Here is a 16235-nt window from a genome sequence, read left to right as displayed (position 1 = left end):
TATTAGAATGATTCTGTACTTCCGTCCGCTTTTGTGTTACGGTAATAAATTTTTCCATCTACCCATTCTTGAATGGCAAGAGCATGAGGTTTGGGTAATCTTTCATAAAATTTAGAAACTTCTATTTGTTCCTTATTTTCAAAAACCTCTTCCAGACTATCATTGTAGGTAGCAAACTCATCCAGTTTTTCTAATAATTCCTTTTTAATATCCGTATTGATCTGATTTGCTCTTTTAGAGATAATCGAAATCGCTTCGTAAATATTACTGGTAGGTTGATCAATTAAATTTTTATCAATGGTAATGGTGTTTACCGGGGCACTACTCTTCTTTAAATCCATCTTCTATATAACTTAATTAAGTTGTTCTAATCGTTTTTCTAAATCTTCTTTTATATCCTGGGCACGGTCATAATAAGCCCCTTCTTCATTGTAATATTTTCTATAATTCTTATAAAATTCCTGAGCTGTTGTTAGCCTGTCTTTTACCAGGCTTTCATAACTACCAATAGCAAGAAGATACTCCGATTCCAAGCGGTAATATAAAACATCTTCTTTAAACTTAGACCCGGGATAATCAATTAAATAGTTGTCAAAAGTTTTGATTGCTACTTTATAATCTTCACGATGGTGATATCCTTTGGCCACCTCAAAAGCTTTTTGTTCTTTTTTTGTTCTTAGTTCCAGAACTAACTCGTTAGCAATTGCCAGATTATCACTTTCAGGATATTTATTAATAAACCCCTGTAGTTTTTCTATAGCTTTATCAGTATCTGCCTGATCGAGGGAAAATCTTGGAGAATTCTCGTAATAGCTCTTTGCCGATTTAAAAGCGGCTTCTTCTGCTTTAGCACTTTGCGGATATGATTTTACAAAACGCTCGTATTGATATCCCGCCAGGTAATAGTCACGTAATTGATAATACGTATCCGCATAATAATACATCACCCGTTCCGCTTGAGGTTTACCTCGATATTGGGGCACTATTTGTTCAAATAAACGTAAGGCTTTTTTATACTTACCTTCTTTATAAAGACTTTCCGCCATTTTATACTTTGGCGCAATATCTTCATTCTTTAATACTTTCTGGTATTCGCTACAGCTAAAAAAGACGCTTCCTAAAAGAACAAAAATTAATAATTTCTTCATAAATTTCAAACGTTTGGCAAAAATAGGTAATTCTACTTTATCTCAAAACTTTACTTATACTAATACGGCTATTATTGCGTAAATACGGCATAATTAAAAAGATGTGACAATACTTACCGGTTTTAATCAAGTTTACTTAACTTGGTATGATCAAGAATGGTGTATCCTTCTTCTCCATAATAAAAAGCCGGAATAAAGGACTTGTCCAATATAATATTATTTAAAACGTAAGAATGTGCCTGGTGAACCTCCTGATTAAAGGAACGATCGTAATAACTAACTAAAATTAAAATCTCTCCGTTAAGCTTAGGAATTTCATTTCTTTTAAATTGACATAATGGGCTGTTTTTATTAATGGGATGTACTACCGTCCAGGTTGTGGGTAAGTATGTGATATTACTTCGCTGTAAATCCAAATTATAAAACTCGTTAATATATTTTTTATTAGATTCTTTTGACAAAGACAAAGTAACCTGAATTTTTGGTCGAATCATTACGTTTGTAGTTCTACTCATTAAACGAAACATTAAACTATCCTGCCCTTTATGCTCTTTAATAATAATAGTGCTGCTAAAGCGGACATTCGCCTTAGGTCGGGAAAACCTACCGTATAAAAGTCCGGTTACAAAAGAAAAGCTTAACAATCCGATTAAAGCTTCAAATGATGATATGATACCAAACCATAATCCTTTAGGTGCCATGGCCCCATAACCAACGGTGGTGATGGTTTGAGCTGAAAAGAAAAAAGCATTTAAAAGATCGAGAACGTAACTACCTGTAGGCTTAGTAATTGCCGATATTCCCAGCAATACATAAATTACTGCGAAAATTAAATTAATTACGATATAGCCCAGGGTCACCCAGCCAAAGAATTTTAACCAACTAATTCCAATCAGGTAGGAATAACTTCGGGAAAAAGAAGTTCTTCTGTTGATATGCCTAATGTTAAAAGTACCATCCGGATTGATAAAGCGTTTAGCTCTTTCATCAGAAGAAATTCCAATCCCCGGATCTTTTACCTTTTTAAACATACCTTATTGTACAGGAAGGCGGTTTACAAATTCTTTAATAGTAGTCTCCAATTTTTTTGAAGCTTTTACTAAAGGTAAACGAACGTATGGTTTACAAATATCTTTAGCTGCCAGAATACTTTTAATACCTGCCGGATTTCCCTCTTCAAAGGCGTAATTTATAGCTGGTAATAACTGAAATAACTGCTCATAACTATTAGCAAGATCTCCTTCGATCCCGTTACTTATCAGTTCAGAGAATTGTTTTGGAAAGCCTTGACCTACCACACTGATCACTCCGTCACCCCCTGCTGCCACTAAGGATAAAGCAAGCATATCATCGCCGGATATTACCAAAAAGTCTTCAGGACGGTCTTTAAGTATGGCTAATACCTGACCTATATCTGATGTAGCCTCTTTAATCCCTATAATATTAGTTAAACTAGATAATCGTAAGGTGGTATCAGCTTCCATATTAGTACCTGTACGTGAAGGTACGTTATATAATAAAATAGGAAGGGGAGCATATTCTGCAATCTTTTTATAATGCTGATATATACCTTCTTGTGTTGGTTTATTATACATAGGAACTACAGATAAAATCGCCGAAAAATCAGCTAAATCCGTTTCTTCAATTTCCTGAAGTACTTGTTCCGTATTGTTTCCTCCTATGCCCAGTACCATAGGAACACGATTACTGTTTACCTTCCGAATGTGAGCAATTACCTCTTTCTTTTCAGGTTTTGATAAGGTAGCAGATTCGGCAGTAGTTCCCATTACTACCAGGTAGTCTACATTTCTGGCAATGTTATATTCTATCAAATTAGTCAGTGCAGGATAATCAATTGATAAATCGCTTGAAAAAGGGGTCACCAATGCAACTCCCGTACCTTGTAAAAAACCTTTCATTTAAATTATTTCTAAAATTTTTAAGTACTTCTTTAACTCGTTTATAAACAAATTATTATCTCCTTCCGCACCCCCAATGACCAAATCATTAATTCGATGATCAATTGCCGCAAACCCTACCTTAAACCGGGCTTTACTGGCTGAGGCTACAATATCCAAAGCAGGTTTGGATTCACCGTAAAAGTTAATCAATACATCAAAAGGTTGATTTATAAAATTATTGACTGTATTACTTTTAAAGCTCCCGTTTACACCAATTGCTTTATCATTATAATAAGAAGAATCGGGACTTTCTGTAATTTCCTTTTGATCTTCCTGATACCCCAGTACCGTTAACTTTTCTGACGGCACTCCCAATTCATTAGCCAATTTTAATAATAATACTACATTAACAGGTGCCGAAGCGTCAATCAGAACCCCCAGACTATCAATACCTTTTTTATGGAAAGCTTCTTTTTTACGTTTTGTAATATAAGATTCTATACTTCGCTTTAATGCGTTTTGTTTAAAACCTTTTAAGATCATAAGTTACGGATAAACTACAAAGGTAGCTATTTTAACTATGATAACAGTACCTAAGCCTATGTACAAATAGGCAAACTTTATAAAAATGAGGTTATCATTGAAACATACAACTTTTTAGTTCATATAAATTGCTTCTTTAAGTCAGTAACAATCAAAAATTGAGTTAACAGGAAGATACTGGTAAACTGCGTTATAGCGAGGATAATACTAAAAACCCTGGTGTAATAATATAATTCATTAATAGGCAATAGCGAATTAACAAATAGGCAACAACAAGCAGATGCAAACAATAAGACATTATGTTGATAACGATCTCTGATATAAATTAAAAAACATAAGCCTACAAACACCAGGAGACTAAGTAAAATTATGACCAGATAGAGTAAAGAACTTAAAACATGAGGCCAAATCAATTCTGTAATAGAATATATCATATAAAATACCAGTAATAAACTGATGATAATCGGAAAAGAAACCAGGTCTGCTAGTTTGAAATCTTTAAAGGTTATAAAATCTTTTAATACCATAGAAAAACTGATATAAAAGAACGTAATTAACAGGGAGATCATAGCAAAATAATATTCAAAATTTATGGAAATAAAAATATCGCTTATGAATAAGGCTACCATCCCGACTAGATACCATGGATTTACCTTTCTGGTTTGAGAAAGGTATAGATACATTAATGCAATAATAGCAAAAGGTTTGACATATACTAGAGTTAACTTTTCAAAAACAGCTATGGTTGTAGCTATTATAAATAAAGAACTGTAGAATAAAAGGTACGGTATTTTAAGTTGAAAGAGTCCCAAGATTTGTGTAAAAGCATTTATATATTTATGATTCTTTGTAAGAATAAAATAAAACGGAAAAATATAAAATTTTTACGGTTAATCCATAATTAAGTTGTAAAAATATTAAAAATATAGCTTTATTTTAACTAAAAATTTCAAACTATTATATTCTTAATATATGAAGTGATCTCATGTATAATTATGGGAAAAAATCAATTCAAAACCGTAGACTTATTGGTTTTTAATAATATAGGTTTGAAAATAAGCTTATAAATGGTCCATGAAAATGGTAAAATCCGCGCTTACTACAAGAGAATTATAATTTAAGGAAAAAGAAGAAGAAGAAGTATGGTACCATTAGAGCTATTGAGAAACCTACTTGCTTTTAAACGGTTGCGATCATTTCCAGAATTTCACTTTCGTTTAGCATAGGCACTTTTAATTTTTCGGCTTTAGCTAATTTACTTGGTCCCATATTCTCCCCTGCAACAAGATAACTTGTTTTAGAAGAAATCGCACTGGCTACTTTTCCTCCGTTATCTTCCAGTATCTTTTTTAATTCATTCCTGGAAACCTGACTGAACACTCCTGAAATCACAAAAGTTTTACCCTGTAATTTATCGGATCGATTGGCTAGAGTCTCTTCGGATATGGCTAACTGTAGTTCGTAAGACTGTAATCGATCAACGGTCTTACGATTTTCCGGGTTTTGGAAAAATTCAAACACACTTTCTGCAATACGACTTCCGATTTCGTTTACCTGTTCCATTTCTTCTGGTAGAGCTATTGATAAAGTATGTATATTTTTAAAATGATTTGCCAGTTTTTTAGCTACGGTTTCTCCTACATAACGAATACCTAATGCAAACAAGACTCTTTCAAAAGGAATATTTTTAGAAGCTTCAATACCTTTTATTAGGTTATCCACACTCTTTTCTGCCATTCTTTCCAGGGGCAATAATTGTTCTTTTTGTAATTGGTAAAGATCAGCGTAGTTAATAATTAGACCTTCCTTGACTAAAAGAGTTACTGTTTCTGCTCCCATTCCGTCAATATCCATGGCTTTTCTGGATATGAAATGTTGTATACGCCCAATGATCTGTGGCGGACAACCTTCAAAATTAGGGCAATAATGTTGCGCTTCACCTTCTTTTCTGATAAGTAGCGTAGCACATTCCGGGCACTGGTGGATATATTGAGTTGGCTGTGAATCCGCTGGTCTGGATGTAAAGTCAACTCCTACAATTTTCGGAATAATTTCACCTCCTTTTTCTACATAAACCGAATCCCCTTCACGTATATCTAACTTTTCAATCTGATCTGCATTATGCAGAGAAGCTCTCTTTACCGTAGTTCCTGCCAATTGTACCGGAGTCAAATTTGCCACTGGGGTGATGGCTCCGGTCCTACCTACCTGGTAAGTTATTTCTCGTAGGATTGCAGTTGCCTGTTCGGCTTTAAATTTATAGGCCATCGCCCATCTGGGAGCTTTAGCGGTAAAACCAAGTTCTTCCTGCTGATACAAATTATTTACTTTAATCACTACTCCATCCGTTTCATAAGGTAAATCATAGCGATGCGTATCCCAATATTCAACAAATTTCATAATATCTTCAACAGAGGTTGCCAATTTTGCCGTATCCGGAACTTTAAAACCCCATGCCTTGGCTTTTTGAAGACTTTCAAATTGTGTAGTAATTGACAATCGCTCTCCTTTAATGTTATATAACAGGCAATCCAACGGCCTCTTGGCAGTTTCTGCACTATCTTGCAACTTTAAACTTCCGGAAGCCGTATTACGTGGGTTTGCATACGGCTCTTCTCCGGCTTCTATCCGTTCTTTATTTAATGTAGCAAAACCTTCATACGGAAGTACAATTTCTCCCCTGATATAGAAACGCTTAGGATAGTCGCCTTGTAATTGTAATGGTACGGAGGGGATGGTTTTTACATTAGCCGTTACGTTATCTCCCTGTATCCCGTCACCACGAGTCACGGCATTCATTAATTTCCCATTTTCATACAACAAGCTAATAGAAGCACCATCGTACTTTAGTTCGCAGGTAAAGGTAATCTGACCATCAACAATCTTTTCTATACGCTTTTCCCAATTCAACAAATCTTCAAGAGAATATGAATTATCCAAAGAGTACATTCGGTATTCATGTACTACGGTTTCAAAGTTTTTAGTAATACTGCCCCCTACCCTTTGTGTAGGCGAATTTTCATCAAAAAATTCAGGGTGTGCACGCTCTAAATCCTGTAGTTCTTTTAATTTAAGGTCAAATTCGTAGTCACTTAAGGTAGGTTGGTCTAAAATATAATATTGATAATTATGCTTACGCAACTCTTCCCTGAGCGATTGTATTTTTTCTTGAATGTTCATAAACCCTTGATGCTATTTATTAGGTTTTTGGTAAAGAATTTAACCATTTAGGTACTACCGTAGGTTGATACGCTTCTATTTTACGGAATAACTCTTTGTTAGTATCTGCAACTAAGAGTAAATCCATATTTTCTTGTTTTAAGAATTTCTGGGAAACCATAGTAGATAACATGTTTACCAGCGGATCGTAAAATCCGTTTATGTTTAACAATCCTATCGGTTTTTGATGCAATCCTAGTTGCGCCCAGGTAATAATTTCAAAAAGCTCTTCTAAGGTACCAAAACCTCCCGGCAAGGTAATAAAAGCATCACTGAGCTCATGCATTTTTGTTTTACGTTCATGCATAGTTGTGGTCACTATTAAATCATCTAACCCCTCGTGAACTACTTCTTTGGTGGTTAGAAATTTAGGAATAACCCCGGTAACTTTACCTTGATGATCCTGAACGCCCTTAGCCACCCGTGCCATAACCCCAATTTTGGCCGCGCCATAAATCAGTTCAATGTTACGCTCGGCCAATATGGTTCCTAATTCATATGCAGCTTGAAGAATGTCAGGGTCTTTACCTTCACTACTTCCGCAAAATACACAGATGGATTTGAATTGTTTCATTGTTTATTTATTAGTTGCCCGAATAAATCGATGCTTTCCGTACATATCTTTTCTTAATTGTATATCCTGATATCCTATTTTCTCTAAAAGCCTCATAGTCTCCGATCCTAAGTATTCGTTGATTTCAAAATAAAGATGCCCGCCTTTTACTAAATGTTTTGTACCAAGTTCGGCTATTTTTTGATAAAATAACAACGGATTATGATCTTCTACAAATAGTGCTAACCCGGGTTCATATGCAAGAACGTTTGCCTGCATCTGTTCTTTTTCCATACATCTCACATAAGGGGGATTTGAAACGATAACCTGATAGGTGTCCGGTAACTGATCCGTAGTTAAAATATTTTTTTGGATCCAATGCATTCTTTGTTCTTGTGCTTCTGCATTTTTAACTGCAATGTGTAAAGCTTCTTTTGAAATATCCATAGCACTTACACTCGCTTGTTTTAATTTTTTGGCTAAGGTAACAGCAATACATCCGCTTCCTGTACCAATATCCAGGATGTTCGTTTTATAATTTCCTATAGATTTTACATCTTGTATAATCCAACGTACCAGTTCTTCGGTTTCCGGTCGTGGAATTAGGACATTTTTATTTACTTTAAAATAAGTATCATAAAAAAAAGCTTCTCCCAGGATATATTGAATAGGTTCTTCTTTTTTAAGTCGTTCTAAAGCATCCTTAAAAAGAGATGCTTCTTGTAAATCAATTTCTTCAGAACTATCAATAACAATTTGAACACGCGATTTTTTTAACCATTTTTCGCTTGCCAGATAAAAAAAGGATTGTGCCTCATCAATACCGTATATAGGTATTAATTGCTTTATAAAGGCTTCTCGTAGTTCTCTTACATTCAACTTTAAAGTGTTTTTAGCATCCAGGCCTGACAATTGTAATGTCCGGTATTTCCCATCGGTCCGGTGATATCCGTAAAACCGGTTCTTTTGTATAACTTTCTGGCTTCGGTCATGGTAGGCATGGTTTCCAGATAACACTTCTCGAATTTTTGCTGTTTTGCATAATCCAGACAGGTTTCCATCATCCGGCTACCTATGCCCTTTCCCCGGAGTTCCGGTAAAAAATACATCTTTTGTAATTCACAAATTCCTTCTTCCTCATTGGGTAAGGGTGCGATTCCGGCTCCACCTAAAATTTCTCCTTTATCAACTGCTACAAAATATGCCATTCGCGGATGCTGGTAAGTTTCATACATACAATTCAAGGCCGTATCTTCATAAGCCGTTCCCTTTTTGGGTACTCCCATTTCTACTAATACTTTACGAAGCACTTTTGCCAGCACTTTATTATCTTCTGGTTGTACGGGCCTGATTACTACAGAATCTCTATCCATCATTGCTTATTATTACTAAAAATTGCCTTTATCTAAATATGGTTATTTACTTTTGTTTACAACCGGCAATCATCCATGAATATACTTATTTTTTAATTTTGAAATATACTGCTATTCGTTACATAGGACAACCTTATAAAATAGATATTATCAACATCTTTTAACTTTTATACAAGTCTCTTCTCTATGGAAGTAAATCCTAAATTTATGCAAAGATGTTTACAACTTGCCCGACAGGGACTAGGTACTACGTATCCTAATCCTATGGTAGGTGCGGTTGTAGTATATGATCAAAAAATTGTCGGAGAAGGTTGGCATCAAAAAGCAGGAAAACCTCATGCAGAAGTACACGCTATCCAAAGTGTTACCGATAAAAACATTTTAAAAAAAGCAACCTTATACGTAAGCCTGGAACCTTGTAGCCATTACGGACGTACCCCGCCCTGTGCGGATTTAATTATTGCAAGCCAAATTAAAAAGGTAGTCATAGGTACTACAGACCCTTTTGCTAAAGTTGCCGGAAGCGGAATCCAAAAATTAAAAGATGCCGGTTGCGAAGTAGTTACGGATGTCCTTAAAGAAATCTGTGACGACCTGAATAAAAGGTTTTTTACCTTTCATCAAAAAAAAAGACCTTATCTTATATTGAAGTGGGCAGAAACCTCAGATGGTTTTATAGCTCCCAATCAACAAGCTGACGGCAAACCTTTTTGGATCTCAAACCCCTATTCACGCCAACTTGTGCATCAATGGCGAACACAAGAGCAAGGCATCTTCGTAGGAACCAATACCGTACTTAAAGACGACCCGGAACTTACAGCCCGGAACTGGAAAGGAGCTCATCCCGTACGTATTACTATTGACCGAAATAACCGTATCCTTGATACTGCAAAAATTCTAAATGACCAGGCGACTACTTACATTTTCACAAATAAAGAAGATAAAGAAATAAATAACTTAAAATATATACATTTACCGCCCCAAGAAAACTTTGTAGAGCAACTTTGTAAAAAACTTTATAAGCGGAATTTACAATCGGTAATTATTGAAGGTGGACGACGTACTTTACAATCTTTTATCGAATCCGGAATATGGGATGAAGCTCGAATATTCAGGGGAAATAGCAATTTATTTTCCGGGGTAAAAGCACCGGTATTATCAAATGGAAGAAAGATAAACACTGCCACCATTCACGGTGATCACTTAACTATATACTATAATGATTAAAACTTTACTTTTTGATTTTGGAGACGTATTTATTAACCTGGACAAAACAGCGACCGAACGAGAATTTTTGAAACTAGGCAATGCAGATAATTACCAACAAATCCATTCCCTGGCAGAATCTTATGAGGTTGGAAAGATGAGTACTTCGGAATTTTATGAAGCAATGGGACAACTGTTTCCGGAAGCTACCTCGGATCAGATAAGCACCGCCTGGAATGCAATTTTAAAAGACTTCCCATTGTACCGATTGGAATTTTTAAAACAACTGGCCGCTATTAAAGAATATAAGTTAATACTACTGAGCAACACGAATGAAGCTCATATTAATTGGGTAAAAAAGAAGGTGCCTTACTTCGAAGAGTTTAAGTCCTACTTTGATGTTTTTTATCTTTCTTATGAAATTCATTTAAGAAAACCCGACACTGCAATATATAAATATGTACTGGACCAACAAGACCTAAAAGCCACCGAAGTTTTATTTATTGACGATACCAAAGAAAATACGGATGTTGCTAAAAAACTAGGGATTCAAACCTGGAACTTACGCCCCGGAACTGATGACATTATTGATTTGTTTAAGGTAAAAACTACATTACGTTGATATATCTGGCCTTAAGTATCACTGCTTCTACGGTTATTTTTATACTTTTTAAGCTTTTCCACCGGTTTGAAGTAGATAATTTACAAGCTATTATATTTAATTATTTTATAGCATGCCTATCCGGTTGGTTAGCTACTGATACGGTGATCTCGCTACAGGAATTTCCCTATAGAGATTGGTTTACCGGAGCTTTTCTTTTGGGTATTATCTTTATTACGGTTTTTAACCTAATGGCAATTACCACTCAAAAAAACGGATTGTCCGTAGCCGCAGTTGCTTCAAAAATGAGTTTAGCCATTCCTATAATCGTAGGTATTTTATTATATAAAGAAAGTACTGAATGGATTAAAATATTTGGTATTATCACTGCCTTGATTTCGGTTTATTTAACTGCCATGAAAAGTAAGGATACGGTACAGGTAAGCCGAAAAAATTTAATGTATCCCTTACTCGTATTTTTAGGAAGCGGAATTATAGATACCAGCCTTAAATACTTAGAATATAAATACGTTTCTCAGGATGAGGTTTCTATATTTTCGGCTACTATATTTGGAGTTGCTGCTTTCATTGGTTTACTAATTCTATTGTATAAAGCAGTTCGAAAAACACTTGTTATAAAACTAAAGAATATCATTGCCGGTATGACACTAGGTATTGTTAATTACGGATCTATTTACTGTTTGATCCGGGCTTTACGCTTTGAGGGTATGGATAGTTCAACTACTTTTACTATCAATAATGTCGGAATACTTATTACCTCCACCCTCATGGGAATGCTTTTTTTTAAAGAAAAGCTACACTTAAAAAATTGGATAGGAATCGGATTAGCAATAATAAGTATTCTATTAGTAGCTTTAGCTATAAAATAAAAACAACTATAGATTATTACTTTACCATACCATCCCCAGGACCGGAAGTGCTTCTTAAAGAAAAAGCCAGTAAGTTCTTTGGGTATACCTTTCCTATAAAAAACGAGGATGATTTAAAAACTAATCTGGCGTTATTAAAAAAGAAGCATAAAAATGCCGGTCATTTCTGCTATGCTTTTCAGTTAGGGATTGAAAACAGTTATTTTCGGGTCAATGATGATGGTGAACCTTCTAATTCTGCAGGATTACCCATCTATGGACAGATACAGGCTAGTAAAACTACCAATATCTTCATAGTCGTAGTCAGATACTTCGGGGGAACTAAACTGGGGGTTGGCGGACTAATTCAAGCATATAAAAAGACTGCAAAATTAGCTATTGAAGGAAGCTCTATAGTAAAAAGACCTATCACCCGCTCTTTACTTCTGATTTTTCCTTATTCAGAATTAAATACGATAATGAGAATTTTAAAAAAGCATAGTCTGAAGATCGTTCAAAAGCAAATGGAGGAAGAATGTAATTTTAAAATTGAAGTTTTACGATCAGATCTGGATCTTATTTTTAATTTATTTTCAAAATTAAACAAGATTACTTGTAAAAAACCAGCTTAAAAGAAAACAAACGCTTCGTTTATCTTCTTTAATCTAAAAATGTTTTTTACGGATTTAACTTTAAAAAACATCCTTTAAAAATTCTTAAATTTTGCGGAAATAACCTTTAAAATGTAATCCGGACACGTAATAGGTTTACGGGTTTTACTGTTGACAAAAACCAAAGTTGTCGTTGCAATTGTTAATAACTTGCCATGTTGATTAAGGATTTCATAGGAAAAAATTATTGATACAGTAGGAATTTTCCTAAGGTACGTTTTTACTGTTAATGTGTCATCAAAAAAAGCGGATTTTTTAAATTTAAAGCTAATTTCATAAACTGGTAACATAATCCCTTCCGCTTCCATTTCTTTATAAGAGATACCCAACTTTGCTAACCAATCAATTCTTGCTAATTCCAGGTACTGTGCGTAATTGCCGTGATATACCACTCCCATCTGATCCGTTTCAGAATACCGAACTTTTATTTGAGTTTCCGAATTAATTTGCATATTTTTATGAATTAAATTATTTACCTGATGGTTTCGCAATTTGATCAATGATGCAAAAAAAATAATTAATATTCAACCCTAAATTTGTTTTTTTTTTACATTTTTTGTTCACATATTTGTCTGGCAGAAAGAGAAAAAGTTATTAACCGACTTTTTATATTAATACCTAAAAAATAATCCAACCTTTCAATGAATAGTACTGCACAATCAGTCTGGGATAATTGTCTGTCTTTTATTGAAGATAATATTACGCCACAAGCATATAAAACCTGGTTTGAACCTATAAAAGCAGTTAAACTTACCGAGTGTGCATTGAGTATTCAGGTACCCAGTAAATTTTTTTACGAATGGTTGGAAGAACATTATGTAAATCTTTTAAAAGTTTCTTTAACCCGTGAGTTAGGTGATACGGCCAAATTGGTTTACGTGATTAAAATGGAGAACACCTACGGTAACAAAAAACCTTTTACTGAAAAGATACCCAGTGCAAATCGTACTGCCGTAAGTTCTCAGGAAGTAGATGTACCTATCAAAAGTAAAAATCCCGAATTACGTAATCCATTTGTAATTCCAGGCATTAGAAATGTAAAGGTAGAGTCGCAACTCAATCCAAGTTATAATTTTGAAAACTTTCTGGAAGGAGACTCCAACCGGCTAGCAAGATCTGCCGGAATGGCGGTTGCTAATAAACCTGGCGGAACTTCTTTCAACCCCTTGTTAATATTTGGAGGAGTAGGACTTGGTAAAACCCATTTAGCTCATGCTATTGGGGTAAATATTAAAGATAACTATCCGGAGAAAACCGTACTTTATATTTCTGCTGAAAAATTTACACAGCAATATATTGAATCCGTAAAAAAGAATAATAGAAACGACTTTATCCATTTCTACCAGATCATTGATGTTTTAATTGTGGATGATATTCAATTATTATCAGGTAAGGCTGGAACTCAGGATGTATTTTTTCATATTTTTAATCATTTGCACCAAAATGGCAAACAGGTAATTCTAACCAGTGATAAAGCACCGGTAGATATGCAGGATATTGAGCAACGTTTACTCTCTCGTTTTAAATGGGGGTTATCCGCAGAATTACATCAACCGGATTTTGATACTCGAATTTCTATAATTAAAAACAAACTATACCGGGATGGTGTAGAGATGCCCGAAAATATTGTAGAATTTTTAGCTAACAATATTAAAACAAACATCCGGGAGTTAGAGGGGGCAATCATCTCGTTAATCGCACACTCTTCTTTTAATAAAAAAGATATCACTATTGATTTGGCTAAAGCTATTGTAGATAACTACGTAAAAAACACAAAACGGGAAGTATCTATTGATTATATTCAGAAAGTAGTAAGTGATTATTTCCAAATGGATGTAGAGACCCTACAATCCAAAACAAGAAAAAGACATATTGTCCAGGCACGCCAATTAGCCATGTTTTTTGCAAAAAAACTAACCAAAGCTTCACTTGCCAGTATTGGTACTCAAATTGGTAAACGTGATCATGCTACGGTACTTCATGCCTGTAAAACCGTAGACAATCTATCTTCAACAGATAAGCAGTTTAAAAAATACGTAGAAGACCTGGGTAAAAAATTGACTTTATAATTTATACAGGTAAAGTAACTTTAAGTATTAGTCTTATCATCGATAAGACTTAAATATTTCTTTTTATGAAGACTAAAATTTTAATGGTTTGCTTAGGAAATATTTGTCGTTCTCCCCTAGCTGAAGGTATCTTACGATCTAAACTGGATCCAGATAACTTTAAAGTGGCTTCCTGCGGAACAGGTAATTACCACGTTGGTAAAGCACCGGATTCCAGGTCTATTAAAGTAGCCAAAGCTAATCATATTGATATTTCAAATCAAAAGGCAGATCAATTCAAAATTGAGTATTTTGAAATTTATGATATGATTTATACGATGGACGAGGATAATTATCATAATGTTCTAGCCTTAGCCTCAACCCAGGAAGATAGAGATAAAGTTCATTCATTACTAGATGTACTTGCTGATCCAACTTTAAAAGAAGTTCCCGATCCTTATTATGGCGGAGAACAGGGATTTACCTACGTTTTTAAAATAATTAATCAGGCCTGCGATATGATTGCCGAAGATATACAGAAACCCGAATAAACCTTTTATAAAGTTTGGAATTTAGCTTTATAGATCTTAACAAAAATTTTGGAAGTCAGGTCAATATTGATAATATAATCCAAAAAGAACATGCTTAGCTTTAAGTTTTAGTATATTTAAAATTGCAATCTCTAAAACTTACAACACTATGAAAACTTGTATCTATATAATACTGTTATGTTTATCTCCTTTTATATACGCTCAAGATATTGATATTGAATTAGTTGCAGATGGTTTTAGCTTTCCTGTTTTTGTCACAAATGCAGGTGACGAAAGATTATTTGTAGTTGAACAGGAAGGTGCTATCAAAATTATAGAAGAGAATGGTACGGTCGCTATTGCTGATTTTTTAAATATCCAAGACAGAGTATTTTTTATAAGAAGAGGTGGAGAACCCGGTTTATTGGGACTAGCTTTTCATCCGGAGTATGCTACTAACGGCTTTTTTTATGTAAACTATACCCATTCAGCAAATAATCAAATTTCAACTCGTATTTCTAGATTTTCCAGAAATACTAATAATCCGAACCTGGCAGACCCTAATTCTGAATTGATACTATTAGAATTCAATCAACCTTTTAGCAATCACAACGGAGGAGATATTACCTTCGGTACAGATGGACTACTCTACATTGCCAGTGGTGATGGAGGTAGCGGCGGAGACCCTATGGAAAATTCACAAAATATAAATAACCTCCTGGGTAAAATTCTTCGAATAGACGTAGATGCTCCGGCTCCTTATATTCCATCAGATAATCCTTTTGTTAATAAAGCAGGAGCTGATGAAATTTGGGCTTATGGTCTTCGTAATCCCTGGAGATTCTCATTTGACAGTCAAACTAATGATCTTTGGATTGCTGATGTAGGACAAAATGCGTTTGAAGAAATTAATAAAACTCCGGGTAATATAGCTGGTCAAAACTTTGGGTGGGATTGTCGTGAAGGTGGTGAGAAGTTTAATCCGACAAGAGATGACACTGCCTGTCCTAGCGATCTTACAACCTTAATTGATCCTATTGCCACGTACAATCATGTAGGTTCGGCTAAGTCTGTTACCGGAGGTTATGTGTATAGAGGTACGCAATATCCTTCTTTACAGGGATTGTATATCTTTGGTGATTATTTAACTAATGAAATAGGTACCATTGATAGTAACAATACGAACGATGGGATTACATGGGTAAATTCTTCTATTACCAGAGGTATTTCTTCTTTTGGCATCGATAGTAAAAACGAACTTTATATAATTGATTACGGAGGAGTAGTTTACCGGGTTATTGATGAAAATACGCTGGGATCTGAAAATCCGGATATTGTCGATTTTTCAATTTACCCTAATCCTGCGACTGATCAAATTCGTATTACCTATGAAAAGAATATTAAAAATATTATTATTTTTGATGTGCAGGGTAAGCAAGTAAAGAAGGTGAATTTTAAAAATAAAAAGGCTAACGAATTTATAATTGACAATTTAAATTCAGGTGTATATTTTGTTCAGTTAACAGACTATGAGCAAAATAAACTGTCTAAAAAGATAGTTATAGAATAACTT

General features: G+C 34.6%; 18 protein-coding genes. 7 read left to right on the top strand and 11 right to left on the bottom strand.

Annotation, left to right across the window (positions count from 1 at the left end; all coding sequences use genetic code 11):
- Window positions 1–2: 2 nt before the first annotated feature.
- The 10 genes from NBT05_RS10345 to NBT05_RS10300 form a co-directional block, all read right to left on the bottom strand.
- Window positions 3–341, bottom strand: coding sequence for a DNA-directed RNA polymerase subunit omega (locus tag NBT05_RS10345; protein ID WP_265769791.1), 339 nt, complete (start codon window positions 339–341; stop codon window positions 3–5).
- A 12-nt stretch (window positions 342–353) separates the two neighbouring features.
- A complete protein-coding gene (locus NBT05_RS10340; protein ID WP_265769790.1) occupies window positions 354–1148 on the bottom strand; it encodes an outer membrane protein assembly factor BamD in 795 nt (264 codons plus the stop codon).
- Window positions 1149–1270: 122 nt separating this feature from the next.
- The gene (locus NBT05_RS10335) at window positions 1271–2179 is read right to left on the bottom strand and encodes an ion channel (protein WP_265769789.1); all 909 of its coding nucleotides are present in this window, start codon (window positions 2177–2179) and stop codon (window positions 1271–1273) included.
- 3 nt (window positions 2180–2182) lie between these two features.
- Window positions 2183–3067 (bottom strand): 4-hydroxy-tetrahydrodipicolinate synthase, encoded by an 885-nt coding sequence (dapA, locus tag NBT05_RS10330; protein ID WP_265769788.1) that lies wholly within the window; start codon window positions 3065–3067, stop codon window positions 2183–2185.
- Complete coding sequence (locus tag NBT05_RS10325) at window positions 3068–3592, bottom strand: DUF6913 domain-containing protein (RefSeq protein WP_265769787.1); 525 nt, start codon at window positions 3590–3592, stop codon at window positions 3068–3070.
- 119 nt (window positions 3593–3711) lie between these two features.
- A complete protein-coding gene (locus tag NBT05_RS10320; protein ID WP_265769786.1) occupies window positions 3712–4404 on the bottom strand; it encodes a hypothetical protein in 693 nt (230 codons plus the stop codon).
- 367 nt (window positions 4405–4771) lie between these two features.
- Complete coding sequence (gene ligA, locus NBT05_RS10315) at window positions 4772–6772, bottom strand: NAD-dependent DNA ligase LigA (protein ID WP_265769785.1); 2001 nt, start codon at window positions 6770–6772, stop codon at window positions 4772–4774.
- Between the two features lie 19 nt (window positions 6773–6791).
- The gene (locus NBT05_RS10310) at window positions 6792–7385 is read right to left on the bottom strand and encodes a TIGR00730 family Rossman fold protein (RefSeq protein ID WP_265769784.1); all 594 of its coding nucleotides are present in this window, start codon (window positions 7383–7385) and stop codon (window positions 6792–6794) included.
- A 3-nt stretch (window positions 7386–7388) separates the two neighbouring features.
- Window positions 7389–8243: a peptide chain release factor N(5)-glutamine methyltransferase gene (gene prmC / locus NBT05_RS10305; RefSeq protein ID WP_265773234.1), complete on the bottom strand. Its 855-nt coding sequence runs from the start codon at window positions 8241–8243 to the stop codon at window positions 7389–7391.
- Window positions 8244–8245: 2 nt separating this feature from the next.
- The gene (locus NBT05_RS10300) at window positions 8246–8740 is read right to left on the bottom strand and encodes a GNAT family N-acetyltransferase (RefSeq protein ID WP_322874172.1); all 495 of its coding nucleotides are present in this window, start codon (window positions 8738–8740) and stop codon (window positions 8246–8248) included.
- Window positions 8741–8944: 204 nt separating this feature from the next.
- Between NBT05_RS10300 and ribD the strand changes: the two genes are divergently transcribed.
- The 4 genes from ribD to NBT05_RS10280 are packed head-to-tail and all read left to right on the top strand — an operon-like array spanning window position 8945 to window position 12045.
- Window positions 8945–9964, top strand: a complete 1020-nt coding sequence (gene ribD / locus NBT05_RS10295) for a bifunctional diaminohydroxyphosphoribosylaminopyrimidine deaminase/5-amino-6-(5-phosphoribosylamino)uracil reductase RibD (protein ID WP_265769783.1) — start codon at window positions 8945–8947, stop codon at window positions 9962–9964.
- Window positions 9957–10565: an HAD family hydrolase gene (locus NBT05_RS10290; protein ID WP_265769782.1), complete on the top strand. Its 609-nt coding sequence runs from the start codon at window positions 9957–9959 to the stop codon at window positions 10563–10565. Before ribD ends, NBT05_RS10290 begins: the two co-directional genes overlap by 8 nt.
- Window positions 10562–11434 (top strand): EamA family transporter, encoded by an 873-nt coding sequence (locus NBT05_RS10285; RefSeq protein WP_265769781.1) that lies wholly within the window; start codon window positions 10562–10564, stop codon window positions 11432–11434. The genes NBT05_RS10290 and NBT05_RS10285 overlap by 4 nt, the downstream gene beginning before the upstream one ends.
- A complete protein-coding gene (locus NBT05_RS10280; RefSeq protein ID WP_265769780.1) occupies window positions 11374–12045 on the top strand; it encodes an IMPACT family protein in 672 nt (223 codons plus the stop codon). Before NBT05_RS10285 ends, NBT05_RS10280 begins: the two co-directional genes overlap by 61 nt.
- A 74-nt stretch (window positions 12046–12119) precedes the next feature.
- Here the strand turns inward: NBT05_RS10280 and NBT05_RS10275 are convergent, their stop codons facing one another.
- Complete coding sequence (locus NBT05_RS10275; protein WP_265769779.1) at window positions 12120–12536, bottom strand: acyl-CoA thioesterase; 417 nt, start codon at window positions 12534–12536, stop codon at window positions 12120–12122.
- Between the two features lie 189 nt (window positions 12537–12725).
- Between NBT05_RS10275 and dnaA the strand changes: the two genes are divergently transcribed.
- The 3 genes from dnaA to NBT05_RS10260 all read left to right on the top strand — a co-directional run bounded on the left by dnaA (window position 12726) and on the right by NBT05_RS10260 (window position 16232).
- Window positions 12726–14153: a chromosomal replication initiator protein DnaA gene (gene dnaA, locus NBT05_RS10270; RefSeq protein ID WP_265769778.1), complete on the top strand. Its 1428-nt coding sequence runs from the start codon at window positions 12726–12728 to the stop codon at window positions 14151–14153.
- A 65-nt stretch (window positions 14154–14218) separates the two neighbouring features.
- The gene (locus tag NBT05_RS10265) at window positions 14219–14683 is read left to right on the top strand and encodes a low molecular weight protein-tyrosine-phosphatase (RefSeq protein WP_265769777.1); all 465 of its coding nucleotides are present in this window, start codon (window positions 14219–14221) and stop codon (window positions 14681–14683) included.
- 148 nt (window positions 14684–14831) lie between these two features.
- Complete coding sequence (locus NBT05_RS10260) at window positions 14832–16232, top strand: PQQ-dependent sugar dehydrogenase (RefSeq protein ID WP_265769776.1); 1401 nt, start codon at window positions 14832–14834, stop codon at window positions 16230–16232.
- Window positions 16233–16235: the final 3 nt, after the last annotated feature.

Origin of the sequence: Aquimarina sp. ERC-38 (assembly GCF_026222555.1) — a bacterium.
GTDB lineage: Bacteria > Bacteroidota > Bacteroidia > Flavobacteriales > Flavobacteriaceae > Aquimarina.
Note: the sequence above shows the minus strand (reverse complement) of the source record. Positions and strands in the feature narration are given on the sequence as shown.